The 12,758-nt window shown below is 63.2% G+C and carries 10 protein-coding genes and 2 pseudogenes; 10 read left to right on the top strand and 2 right to left on the bottom strand.

Annotated features, from left to right (window positions below; genetic code table 11):
- Positions 1 to 288: beta-barrel domain-containing protein (locus AC1DRP_RS27890; RefSeq protein WP_476770148.1), on the top strand; the 288-nt coding region annotated here is incomplete at its 5' end.
- A 99-nt stretch (positions 289 to 387) separates the two neighbouring features.
- Here AC1DRP_RS27890 and AC1DRP_RS27895 read toward each other — a convergent pair.
- Together AC1DRP_RS27895 and AC1DRP_RS27900 are read right to left on the bottom strand one after the other, a co-directional pair.
- Positions 388 to 603 carry a response regulator transcription factor gene (locus AC1DRP_RS27895; protein ID WP_476770149.1) on the bottom strand — a complete coding sequence of 72 codons (216 nt, stop codon included), beginning with the start codon at positions 601 to 603 and terminating at the stop codon, positions 388 to 390.
- A 142-nt stretch (positions 604 to 745) separates the two neighbouring features.
- Positions 746 to 1,081 (bottom strand): annotated as a pseudogene (locus tag AC1DRP_RS27900) (response regulator); the annotation flags it as partial.
- 697 nt (positions 1,082 to 1,778) lie between these two features.
- Here AC1DRP_RS27900 and gspD point away from each other — a divergent pair.
- From gspD to AC1DRP_RS27945, 9 genes and pseudogenes are all read left to right on the top strand, one after another.
- Positions 1,779 to 4,052 (top strand): type II secretion system secretin GspD, encoded by a 2,274-nt coding sequence (gene gspD, locus AC1DRP_RS27905; protein ID WP_441504846.1) that lies wholly within the window; start codon positions 1,779 to 1,781, stop codon positions 4,050 to 4,052.
- Positions 4,053 to 4,103: 51 nt separating this feature from the next.
- A complete protein-coding gene (locus AC1DRP_RS27910) occupies positions 4,104 to 5,858 on the top strand; it encodes a GspE/PulE family protein (RefSeq protein ID WP_441504845.1) in 1,755 nt (584 codons plus the stop codon).
- Complete coding sequence (locus tag AC1DRP_RS27915) at positions 5,855 to 7,075, top strand: type II secretion system F family protein (RefSeq protein ID WP_441488823.1); 1,221 nt, start codon at positions 5,855 to 5,857, stop codon at positions 7,073 to 7,075. Before AC1DRP_RS27910 ends, AC1DRP_RS27915 begins: the two co-directional genes overlap by 4 nt.
- On the top strand, positions 7,072 to 7,530 hold the full coding sequence (locus tag AC1DRP_RS27920; RefSeq protein WP_441488822.1) for a pilus assembly FimT family protein: 459 nt from the start codon (positions 7,072 to 7,074) through the stop codon (positions 7,528 to 7,530). The genes AC1DRP_RS27915 and AC1DRP_RS27920 overlap by 4 nt, the downstream gene beginning before the upstream one ends.
- Positions 7,511 to 7,942, top strand: coding sequence for a type IV pilus modification PilV family protein (locus tag AC1DRP_RS27925; RefSeq protein ID WP_441504843.1), 432 nt, complete (start codon positions 7,511 to 7,513; stop codon positions 7,940 to 7,942). Before AC1DRP_RS27920 ends, AC1DRP_RS27925 begins: the two co-directional genes overlap by 20 nt.
- A 50-nt stretch (positions 7,943 to 7,992) precedes the next feature.
- Positions 7,993 to 8,571, top strand: coding sequence for a hypothetical protein (locus AC1DRP_RS27930; RefSeq protein WP_441504842.1), 579 nt, complete (start codon positions 7,993 to 7,995; stop codon positions 8,569 to 8,571).
- A 291-nt stretch (positions 8,572 to 8,862) separates the two neighbouring features.
- Entirely contained in the window at positions 8,863 to 11,265 is a 2,403-nt protein-coding gene (locus AC1DRP_RS27935) for a multicopper oxidase domain-containing protein (protein ID WP_441504841.1), read from the top strand.
- Positions 11,266 to 11,332: 67 nt separating this feature from the next.
- Positions 11,333 to 12,304, top strand: a complete 972-nt coding sequence (locus tag AC1DRP_RS27940) for an SCO family protein (RefSeq protein ID WP_441488818.1) — start codon at positions 11,333 to 11,335, stop codon at positions 12,302 to 12,304.
- 193 nt (positions 12,305 to 12,497) lie between these two features.
- Positions 12,498 to 12,758, top strand: a pseudogene (locus AC1DRP_RS27945) (hypothetical protein); the annotation flags it as partial.

Consider the following 12,758-nt stretch of genomic DNA (forward strand, 5'->3'; position numbering starts at 1 on the left):
CAGCCCGCCCGCCTGCGCTTCTCCGCCTTCGCCAAGAATTCGACCCCGGAACTGCCGGGCACCGTCAGCCATCTCTCCCCGGCGACCACCCGCGACCCCACCACCGGCGCCAATTTCTACACCGGCGAGATCCAGATCGACGGCGATCTGGTCGCTGCCCTCGGCGACCGCAAGCTCCAGCCCGGAATGCCGGTCGAGGTCTTCATCACCACCGAGGAACGCACCGCGCTCTCGTTCCTGACGAAACCCTTCGCAGACCACGCCAACAGGATCTTCAAGGAGAGGTGAAACGGAGCCGACACGAGGGGAGGGGCGTGGCAATGCTTCAGACAGGCGTGGCCCGTGGCCACGATCCCATCAGGGCAAGGCGCCTTGCCAAGCCTGCTTCTAACCGAACGGCCCTGACAGGGTGTCATTCTCGATATCGCCACGCAGTGTAGCTGCTTGGCTGAGACCTTGCACGGCAATGACGGCCTCCAGGCGATTGCGGGCGCGGAGCTTTTGCATCAGCAGCGTCATGTAGCCCTTCACGGTCCTTTCGCTCAGCGACAGGGCGCTTGCGATCTCCCTGTTTCGCTTGCCGCTGGAAAGCAGCCTGACGATCTGATGTTCCCGGGCACGGAAAGTTCGGCATGGGCGCCGGTCGCGTGTTGGCGGGCTTGTGTTTCAGGGCGCCGATGATCCGGGCTGCGAATGAGGGGGAAATGAACACCTCGTCGCGGCGTATTGCATCGATCGCCGTACAGAGTTCATCCGTCGAGCTTGATTTCAGCACGAAGCCGCTGACACCCGCATCAAGAAGCGCGATGGCGAGATTGGTATCGCTCGAGGCGGTGAAGACCAGGACCTTCATTGCTGGCCAGCCCGAGAGAACTTCCAGAAGCGCGCGGAAGGCGTCTCCGGGCATATTGAAGTCGAGGATCATCGCATCGGGGCGGTGATCGGTGGCGATGGAGCGGATGTGCCCGACAGTGGAGCCCATCGCGCTCAATGTCAGGCCGGGTTTGCGCCGGACGAGCGCAGCCATGCCCTCCAGGAGAAGAGGGTGGTTGTCTATGATGGATATTCTGTATTCGGCCATTGATGTTCCCCTGAGGCTGCGGAGAAATCAATTTTTGTGTCTATGAATATTTGAGTGTTGAGAATTTTGTCTGGATTTTGGGGGGCGAATGAATGGGCGTCTCTGCGCATGATCGTTCGAATGATCGAAGCGCGGAGCTGAATTTCACGCCGTCTTGTTGTTGGGAGGATTGGCGGCGAAGGGCGGTCTCTCAAGGAGTTTGCTCCGCAATCTGGCCCTGCACGCGCCCATCTGCATGACCAGCCTGCAGAGTACCACGTGGCAGAGGCCCCACGAAGCGACGTTTCATCCTGCAGAAGCCGATGCAAGCCTGCCGTCGCGGCTGCAGTCCAGTCCGGCCGTCGGAGTTGCCAATGCGTCGGCGAGCCGAGGTTTCGTCCGGTCATCTCTTCTACTGCGGATTCCCGGTTACTGTCTCATATTTGTCTTCGCGTGCTTGGCGTGCGTTGCCTGCAGGGAAATCGGCCGAAGAGCCCATGAATACGGCTCGGGGGCACTGTTGCGCAGACGCTTATTATCCAAGGAATAAGATCACGCCCGATCGAATTTAATTGGAATCGAACGAATCGTTCGCCAAACTCGCGAGGCGTACCAGCAAAGCGTTGCCTACCTCATTATCAGTAGTTGGCGGGACATGGCTCGTACATCCGTAGATGGCAGGAAGCCGCCCCTCTCTAAAAGCCCCAGATGCATTGCGTTGGCTCTGCTTGGGGCGCTGCTGTTGAGCGCCTGCCAGGAATCCGGAATCGTCTCCTTCGAGAAGCAGGTCAACGCCACTCACTCGACGCGTTCGGTCGACGATGACGGCAAAAGGCGCCCCTTCGGACCCTATGCGAGCCTGCCGGACCCGAGTGGCGCCGGGCCGGCGCAGGCCGCCAAGGTCTTTTCGGGGGGAGAGTTCACCGGCAATCCCGACCAGTCGCGGATGCCGAGCGCTCTTCCGCGGGCGTCCGGGGGGCAGACTTATACACTCAATCTCGTCGATGCCTCGGTGACCGAAGGCGCGAAGGCCGTGTTGGGTGATATCTTCAAGACCAGCTTCACCGTCGATCCGAAGATCGAGGGCCGGATCACGATTCAGACGACGAGGCCGGTCGACAGTGCCGGCATCGCTGAACTCTTCGAGGCGTCCCTGCGGACCGTCGGCGCCGCGATCGTTCAGAACGGCAACATCTATCGGGTGGTGACGGCCGATCAAGCGGCGATGGGGGCGAGACTCGGCGGATCGGATAGCGGCGGCCAACAGATCGGGAACTCGGTCAAGGTGGTGCCGATGAGGTACATCGCGGCGACGGAAATGAAGCGCATCCTCGAGCCGATCGTGTCGTTCGGCGGAGTGGTGCGGGTCGACACATCCCGCAATGCGCTGCTGATCTCGGGCACGGCCCAGGAAATGAACTCCATCGAGGAGGCCATTTCAGTGTTCGACGTCAACGCCATGAAGGGTATGTCGTTCGCGCTCGTCCCAGTGCGAGGCGGAGAACCCGATGCCATTGTCGATGGGGTCAACCGCATCTTCTCATCGAATGCCGAAGGCGCGATGAGCGGCATGGTCCAACTGGTGCCGAACGCGAAGCTCAAGTCCATCCTGATCATAGCGAGGCAGCCGCAATATCTGCGTGAGGCCCAGCAATGGGTTCGCCGCCTCGACGATCAGGCCGCCGGGCCACAGCGGGAAATCCACAGCTACGTGCTCCGCAACCGGCAGGCCAAGGAACTCGTGGAGGTCCTGAATTCGATCTTCGCCAATGAGGTTACAGGCGGCGGAGATGCAGGCAGACGCGGCGGGCAGAGGGTGCGCAGCTCCGAGCCGGATGCCGCGGGCGTGCCGGGCCAGCTGGCCCAGGCCACGGGATTCTCGGGTGGCGGCTCGGGCGGTGACCGATTCGCAGGCGCTTTCGGGGGCGGCGCAGCACGCCGCAGCTTCGACATGTTCTCGGGCCTGCCCATCGGCGGTGCGACCCTGGCCACGGGAGGCCAGGAGAATGGCGCTGCCTCCGAAACGGCCGCGACGGGGTTCGGAGCGGGTGGGCCGGGCGGCGAGCCGCGGATCAAGGTCGTGGCCGACCCGGCGCAGAATGCGCTTCTCATCCTCGCCTCCCAGGAAGACTTCAAGCGGGTGGCCCGGGTCATCGCCAATCTCGACATCGTTCCCAATCAGGTCCTGATCGAGGCGACGATCGCCGAGGTGACGCTGAACGACGACCTCAAATTCGGCGTCCGCTGGTTCTTGCAGAACCAGCGCGGCAATCAGACGGGAACCTTCACCAACGCGATCGACGGGGCCATCAGCGCCGCGTTCCCGGGCTTCTCCTACGTTTTCAGGGCAGCCCAGGCCAACGTCACGATCAATGCGCTCGCCGAGGTCGGGCGGGTCAACGTTCTCGCTTCGCCGAGTCTCATGGTCGTCGACAAGAAGACCGCGACCCTGCAGATCGGCGATCAGGTGCCGATCACGACCCAGTCTGCGGTGAGCGTGCTGACGCCCGGCGCTCCGGTCGTGAACTCGGTCTCCTACAAGGACACGGGCGTGATCCTCAACATAACCCCGCGGATCAATGAATCGGGCCGCGTCCTGCTCGATATCGAGCAGGAGGTCTCGACCGTGCAAAGAACAACCACCTCCGGCATCGACTCGCCCACATTCGGGCGCCGGCGGGTGCGCACCACCGTTGTCGTCAATGATGGCGAGGGCATCACGCTGGGCGGCCTGATCCAGGACAGGACATCGCGGGTGGCGACGCAGGTTCCGGTCCTTGGCGACATCCCGCTGCTCGGCAATGCGTTCAAGGACAAGCGGGATCAGGTCGAGAAGACCGAACTCGTCATCATGCTGACGCCGCGTGTCGTGCGGGACCTGAACGAGGCGAAGGCGGTCACCGACGAATACCGGCGCAAGGTCGAGGCCTTTGCCCCGACGCGCGATCCCGGCCGCGTCGTGATCCAGAACGCCAAGCGCGTGCTACGATGATACGGAGATCATCAGGGCGATCTCCGGCACTGGGCTTCCGATGGAGGGAGCATGACCGAGCACGCTCGAACCGCACTGGCAGAAAACGATCCGCATAGCCGATCGTTTTCGGAGAAATTCGGAGCCTTCCTGCTGTCGCAGGGCCTTCTGGATGCGACATCGATAGGCCGCGCTCAACGCGCCGCGGCGACCGCCGGAGATCGCTTCGACCTCGTTCTGGCCAAACTCGGCATCATGTCCGAAGCGGATCTCGCGCTCAGCCTCGCACGCTATCTCGGGCTCCCGCTCTACGCGCCTGGTGACGAGAGCCTGCAGCCGCTTCTCACCGAGAAACTGCCGCCCTCCTTCGTGATCCAGAACCGGATTCTGCCGATCCGGCTGGAGGCGGGTACGCTGACGCTCGCCGTCGTCGATCCGCTAGACCAGATGCCGCTGGATTCGGTGCGCTTCGTCGTCGACCACGCGATCCGCCACGAAGTCATCACGCTTGCCGAGTTCGAGCGGCTCGCAGCGGTACTCTATGGCGAGATGAGCGCTGCCGAAGCGCTGGCGACACCTGTTCACGCGGGCGAGGATCCCAGCGAACACGACCTGCAGCGGTTGCGAGACAGCGCCAGCGAGGCGCCGGTGATCCGCCTTGTCAACCAGATCATTTCCGCTGCGGTCGATGCCCGCGCCTCGGATATCTATGTCGAACCGATCGGGAACGGGCTCTCCGTCCGGTACCGGATCGACGGGATGCTGCGCGTCACCGAAGAGGTGCCCGCGCGGCTGCGGGCCGCCGTCATCTCGCGCATCAAGATCCTGGCGAGGCTCGACATTGCCGAGCGCCGCCTGCCGCAGGACGGGCGCATCAAGCTCGCGATCCGCGGCAATGATATCGATTTCCGCGTCGCCACCATCCCCACCATCGACGGTGAGACGGTCACGATGCGCGTGCTCGACCGCAGCCGGGTCAAACTCGACTTTTCGAGCCTCGGCTTCGAGCCGGCACAGATCGCGGTGCTGCACAAGGTCATGGAGCAGCCGAACGGGATCATCCTCCTCACGGGGCCGACCGGCAGCGGCAAGACGACGACGCTCTACACCATGCTGAAACACGTCAATCGCCCGACGGTGAAGATCTTCACCGTCGAGGACCCGATCGAATATCAGCTCGCGGGCATCAGCCAGGTGCAGGTCCAGCAGACCATCAACCTCGATTTCCCGGCCTGCCTGCGGGCTATCCTGCGGCATCACCCCAACATGATCATGATCGGCGAGATCCGTGACACGGAGACCGCCCGGATCGCGGTGCAGGCGTCGCTGACCGGCCATCTCGTCTTCTCGACCTTGCACACCAACAGCGCCGCCGAGACGGTGACGCGCCTGATCGACATGGGGATCGAGCATTTCCTGCTCGGCTCGACCTTGCGCGGGATCATGGCCCAGCGGCTGGTGCGGCGCTTGTGCACCTCCTGCGCAGAGCCGCACGAGGTCGCGCACGAGATCTCGGAGCAGCTGACTGAAACGGTTCCGGCACTTCGCCAACTCGGCCCCGCGAAACTGCTGCGGCCCCATGGCTGCGAGAAATGCGGCTTCAGCGGGTTCCGCGGCCAGCTGTCGATCGCGGAGCTGCTGGTCGTCGACGATAGCGTGCAGCGGGCGATCCTGCAGCGCCTGCCCGCGATCGAGATCGAACGCATGGCGCGCAGGGCTGGCGGCGGATCGATGTATGAGGACGGCGTCGCCAAGGCCTGGCGGGGTCTGACGACGGTCGAGGAAGTGCTGCGCGTGACGACCGCGCTGACGGTGGAGCAGCCATGAGGTTCCACTTCGAGGCATTCGATGGGGCGGGAAACCTCATCGAGGATGATGTCGAAGCCGCGTCGACCGACGAGGCGCGAGACATCATTCGCGCTCGCGGTGTCACCCCCTACGAGGTTCGGGCCTCGGGGGGAGGGGATTTCCTGTTTCGCGAGATCAGCCTGGAGCGCGGCTCGCGGCGGGTCAACGACGCGCAACTCGCGCGCCTGGCTCGCGATCTTGCTGTGCTCCTGCAGGCCGGCTTGCCGCTCGACACCGTCTTGCGCATCGCCTCGACGACCACGGAAGAGCCGCGGATGCGGGCCCTCGCGCTTCAGTTGATGGAAGGGGTTCAGCAGGGCTCGATGCTTGCGGAGATCATGGAGGGAATGCCGGGCCGCTTCCGGCCCGAATATATCCGCATCGTTCAGGCGGGCGATGTCGGCGCCGATCTCGGCGGCGCCATGCAGGAACTGGCCGAACTGCTTGACCGGCGGGTCGAGATCAGGAGCCGGATTCGCTCCGCCATGGCCTATCCGGCCCTCCTGGTCTGCCTTGCCGCGGTGTCGATCTCGATCGTTCTGGGATTGCTGGTCCCGGCGGTGACGCCGCTCTTCCTGGAGAACGGCATGCCGCTACCCACGGTCCTGGCGGCCATGGAAGCGGTTCGGCAGAACGGGGCGTGGATCCTGGGCCTTGCCGCCGCGATACTGGTCATCGGTGGGTTGGGCATCCTCGCGGCCCGGCGGAGTACTGCGCTTCGGATCAAGCTGGACAGACTCTACCTGTCTCTCCCCGTCATCGGGCGCATTGCGGAACTCCGCGAGGCGGGGCGCTTCATGCGCACGCTTGCGACCCTGGTCAAGGCCGGTGTCCCGCCGCTGCAGGCGCTTCAGGCCTCCTGTCCCCTCGTCAGGAACCAGCATACGCGCGAGCGGCTTGACCGGGCCGTCACGGATGTTCGGGCAGGCGTCAGCATCGGCGAGGCGGTCTCGGCAGCCGAGGCGCTGCCCTCTGTAGCTCAGCAGATGATCACGGTCGGCGAAGAAAGCGGCCGTTTGCAGGACATGCTGCTGCGCGCGGCCGTGATCCTCGAGCGCCAGGAACAGGTCCGGACCTCCCGCGCGCTCGCGGCGCTGACCCCGGTCATCACGATTTTCGTTGCAGGCATGATCGCGGTCATCATCTTTTCGGTGATGGGAGCCGTGCTCTCGATCAATGAACTGGCATTGCGATGACCAGGACACGGCGCGCCATCCCTGCCAATGCGGGCTTCACGCTCATCGAGGTGCTGATCTGCATCGCCATCCTGAGCCTTGCGGTGACCATGGCGGCGCCTCTGCTCAGGCGTACGCCGTCGCAGGCACAGGTGACGGCTGACGCGACCCGCCTGGCGGCTGCACTCCGGGTCACGCGCGCTGCCGCCATGGCGCAGAGCCGGGACATGCTCTTCCTGATCGATGCGGACCGGCGTATCTACGCCTCACCCGTGATCGGGGAAACGCAGATGGCGCCCCATACCAGCATCGACATGGCGCTGGCCGAGGCGGAGCGCCGCTCCTCCAGTGTCGGCGGTATCCGCTTTCTGCCGAGCGGGCGTTCGACCGGCGGCGACATCCATTTGCAGCTGAGCCAGGTCGCCGCGCGCGTGCGGGTCAGTTGGGCCACCGGCCATGTCACGCTCGATCAATAGCGCCAGGCGCAGGGGCCTGAGCGGCGGCGGCGAGGCCGGCTATACGCTGCTCGAGTTCCTGGTCGCCTTCGCGATCCTGGTGGTCGTCCTGGCCGCCCTCCTGACGGCGTTTGCCGTCGCGATGCGTGGCGACCGTCAGGCGAGCTTCCTCACTTTCGCGACGCTGCTCGCCAAGAGCAAATTGGCGTCGGCCGGACAGGACTTCCCCTTGAGGCCGGGAGCGACGGCTGCGAGGTTCGACAATGGTTATGAATGGCGCGCCGTCGTGCGCAGCTACGGCTCGGTCAGGCTGGGCGAGAACCGGCAGGTCGAGAGCCTGTGGGTCGATGTTACAGTCTCCGACCCCGCCAGCAATGGCACTCGCTCGGTGACCTTGTCGTCCCTCGAAATCGCGCCAAGGTCAGGGCCATGATGAGAAGCACACCTTCCGGAGCCCGGACCGGTGGCTTCATCCTTCTCGAGGTGCTGGTCGGGCTGATCCTGCTCTCCCTGACGCTCGGGCTCTTTGCCCTGATGCTGGGTTTTGCGAGCAGGGTCGCCGAGGCTGGGCGGCTGCGCGACCGCGGCGCCGAGATCGCCATCGGGGCTGCCGCAATCTCCGGCTGGCTGGCCGGTGCGCTGCCCCTCATTCAGCCGCGTGCGACGGAGCGGCCGCTGGTGATGTTCGAAGGTCTCGCCGACAGGGTGTCTTTCGTCACCTTGAGCAACGGAGACGCACAGCCAGGGGGAATACTTGCGATCACGATTGCGAGTGAGAACACAGGTGCCCAGGGCGCCGGCGCCCTGGTTTTCGGCTCATCGCTCATGTCGATTGGTGCCGGCGCGTTGTCGGCCCAGAACACGGGAGAGGTCCTTGCACGCGGCGTGGCTTCGGCAACATTCAGCTATTTCGGCTCGCGGGAAGAGGGTTCCCCCGGGCGTTGGCATGATGAATGGAGAAATTCCGAGCGGCTGCCGCGTCTTGTCAGCCTACGTGTCAGGGTTATCGTCGAGCGTAGGTTTGAAGATTTTGAGCTAAATTTTCCTATTCTTACAGAGTGATATAATTGTATTTGTATTATTATCGAAAGAACTTGTTGCGATATTCATATGTGTTGTAGGTCTTATTTTTATTTTTTTGATTTAATTCTGCGTCGTGAGCGGTTTTGCAATCTGACGGTTCTGTAGAACCGTCTCGCTGTGATAGCATTTACGCGAGAGAAGAGGGGACTACGACCAAGGTCACGGACTTTGGTTCCATGCGCGGACCGACCTTCGCCCCTTCAGTTGCTTCCTCCTGAAAACTAGAATTCCTGCGATATTTTGCACGTTTTCAGCTCGGGGGAGGCGGTCGTGTATCTTCCACGCGAAACCACTGGCATCCGGTTGAGAGAAGCTCAGCGAGCCCTCGAGAACCGGCTCGAGATCGTCAAAGCCCTCTCGCTGGGCGAAATCACCAAACGCGACCTGCTGCGCTGGGGCTTTTTCACCGCCGGCGGGTTGCTGGTAGCGAAAAACGGGCTCAGTCCCTTCGCCAAGAGCGCCTATGCCCAGGTCCCGACCGGGGCGCCACGCAGCCCCACCTTTGGCGCGGTCAGGTATCACGACGCCATGCGGCGGCCCGAAGTCCAGAAGCCTGTGCCGCTTCTGCGTATGCCCAATGGCGATGCCGCCTGGCAGTTCGCCTCAGGAGGCCAGGAGCCGCCTGCCAAGAATTTCTCGTATCACACCGATTTCAGCAATTCCCGTGGCGCTGCCTACCGCAATCCGGTGACCGGAGTCGGGCCCATGGAAGGGCGTCCGCCAGGCGAGTTCTTCGCCCATCAGCGCTGGGAGGAACTCTATCCGAAGCAGGGCTATCTGCTGTCGCTAGGGCAGGCTCGAGTGGGCAACAGGTTCTGCGATGGCATGCCCGACCAGAACCCGAACGCGATGTGGAGCTTTGGCCCTCGGCAGCCAGGACAGGCAGGCAATATGGCCGGCACACGCAACGGTCTCGGCATGCCGATCCTGATCAAGGCGCGCTATGGCGAACCGGTCCTCACCCGGATGTACAATGATCTCCCGGTCGACCGGGCGGCGAATGGCGGCTTTGGCCGGAACGAGGTCTCGATCCATTTCCACAACGCGCATAATGGCGCCGAGAGCGATGGCGCCTGCAACGCCTTCCACTTCCCCGGCACTTTCTATGACTATCACTGGGGAATAACCATGGCCCGGCGCGACATGCCGAGCCTCTGGCCGACGGGCGACCGCGACTATGTTCGCAAATGCTCCGGCCCCGACGACGGCGATGGTCTCGTCCCCGTTCCCGGAGATTTCCGGGAAATCCAGGGCAGCCTCTGGTTCCACGATCACCGCTTCTTCTTCACCGCCGAGAACGTCCACAAGGGCATGTTCGCGGTCTGCAATTTCTACAGCGGGCCCGACCGCGGGCGGGAGGATCTCGACGACGGCATCAATCTTCGATTGCCGAGCGGCACGCAGCTGAAATGGGGCAATCTCGACTTCGACGTTAACATGGTCATTTCGAACCCGGCCTTCGACACCGATGGCCAGTGTCGGTTCGACATCTTCGACACCGACGGCTTCCTTGGCGACATGCTCTGCGTCAACGGCACCTATTATCCGCATTTCGAGGTGCTGCCGCGGCGCTACCGCTTCCGCTTCTTGAATGCGTCCATGTCGCGCTTCATCAAGCTCGCTCTGGGCGTGAACAAAAGCGCGCGGTTCTCGCAAGGCACGAAGGTGCCGTTCTACTTCATCGCCAATGACGGCAACCTGGTGGTCAACCCGATTCTGCTCACCGAACTGGACGAGCAGGGCGTTGCGGAGCGCTACGACATCGTTGTCGATTTCTCGGCCTTTGCGCCGGGCGACAGCGTCTTTCTGGTGAATCTGCTGGAGCAGACCGACGGGCGCAAGCCCAAGGGCGCCGTCTCCATGGACAAGGCCTTCAAAGGCAGGGATGACGACCCCTGCGTTGGTCCAATCCTCGAATTCAGGGTCGTCAGCCAGGTCCAGAGCGTCGACAATCCCGGCAAGGTCTACAATGCCAATAATCCGATCGACAAGGATCGCAGCGCCAACTTTGCCGATCCCGAGTGGAGAACTGGGGTCAAGACCCTGACCACCCAGATTCCGATCGTCGCGCCCGTTCGCGAGCGGGTGATCGAGTTTGGCAGGTCGGGGGATGGCGATTCACTCGGGGCGGACGGGCAGTGCACACCCGATTGCGGAGACACCAAGGCCTTCCCCTGGAGTATCAAGGTCAACGGCCAGTCGGCGCACTCGCTCAACGCCAATCGTATCTCGGTCCTGATCCCTAAGCCGGGCGAGGTTGAGCACTGGACGCTCGTCAATGGTGGCGGGGGGTGGGACCATCCCATCCACCTCCACTTCGAGGAGGGGGTCACCATGGATCGTGGAAACCTCTCCATTCCAGATACGGAGCGGTTGGTACGCAAGGATGTCTGGCGTCTGCGTCCTTCGGGGAGGGTGAAATTCCAGGTGCGCTTCGGTGAGTTCGGCGGCGCCTATGTGAACCATTGCCACAACACGGTTCACGAGGATTTCGCGATGCTGCTGCGCTACCAGCTGCTCACCCCGCCGCCAGGCGACCCCAACTACAAGGGGCAGCCGCAATATGTGCCGACGATGACGCCGATCCCGACACCCAATGGCGTCGTCTGGAAGCAGCCCGAAATTCTGCCTGAGGGCGATCCCAGGGTGGTGAAAGTCGCTTCCAAGACCTGAGCGGGCGTCTGCGCCCCGAGAAGGTGGGCCGAAGTCGAGACCGCATTCGTTACTAAAGGGGCCGTTCATGCTCAGACGACTTTTTGCGATCAGCGCCATACTCGCACTGTTTGGAAGTGTCGGCGGCAGCATCGCGGCCCCTGGTGGCTCGCCCTGGGGGCCAGGGTACCTGCCCAACGTCCCCGTCATCACGCAGGACGGCAAGACTCTGCGATTCTACGATGACGTGATCAAGGACAAGATCGTCGTCGTCAGCTTCATCTACACGACCTGTCGAGACATCTGCCCTGTGATGACGGCGCGCCTGGCGCAGGTGAAGGACAAGCTCGGCGATCTCGTGGGCAGCCGCATCTTCTTCGTCTCGATCAGCATCGAGCCGGAAGTCGACACCCCCGACAAGCTCAAGAATTATGCGGAGGTGTTCCAGACCGGACCAGGATGGGTCTTCCTCACCGGCAATGCCGCGGACATCACCGTGCTCCGGCACAAGCTTGGCGAGCGGAGCCGCAAGGTGTTCGAACATCGCAGCGATATCATGCTGGGCAACGACGTGACCGGCGAGTGGGCCAAGGATTCGGCCTTCAGCGACCTCAACACGCTCGCCATGACGATCAAGTCTATGGATCCAGATTGGCGCAACCAGATGGGGAAAGCCGAGACCGTCGCAACAGATGGTGTTGCCGCGCGCGGCGAGCGTCCCATTGCGGCGACCTCGACGGGATTGCCTGGCCAAGCCCTGTTCATCAAGGCCTGCGCCGCATGCCATACCATCGGCAGCGGCAAGCGCGTCGGCCCCGATCTCCAAGCGCTCACTGCGCGGCGGGATCGCGACTGGATCGTGAGCTACCTGATGGAGCCTGACCAGATGCGGGCGAAGAAGGACCCGATCGCGCTCGAGCTGGCGGGAGCCTACAAGATCCGCATGCCGACGCTGGGACTGTCGAAGAATGATGCGGCGGATCTGATCGCCTATGTCGACGCCATGTCCTATGTCTCTGCGTCGAACAAGAAGGCCCCCCCTGCGGGGCATCGTCACTGACCTGCATCCTGCGTGCCGGTGGTTGCCTGCCGATGGCCGGCAACCACCATTCTCGCTTTGGGAATGACATTTCCCGAGGGCAGCGCCACAGTCCCTGGGTCCTTGCCTTGGATTCGGGCGGCAGATGATGAGAGCACGGCCGGGCTGCTATCTCCATAGCCGGCCTGCGGGAAGCCCGAGGCCAGCGGACTGCGTGGAAAGCCGCAGCGACAGCGGTTTTGCGCTGCTCGTCGTGATCTGGGCGACCGGGATCCTTGGCCTGCTGTTCATGACCTACATCGTGGCGGCGCGCTATCGCGCCATCGAGGCCGCGAGCCTGTCGCAGCATGCCCGCGCCGAGGCCATGGCGAATATCGGCATCAAGATCGCGATTCTCGATCTTCTCTCCGGCACCTCGCAGGGCAAGGCTCGCAGTGGCCGCTTCGGTTCTGACGGGACGCCTGTGGGCTGCAGC

The organism is Allobosea sp. 01N443, from assembly GCF_056399325.1.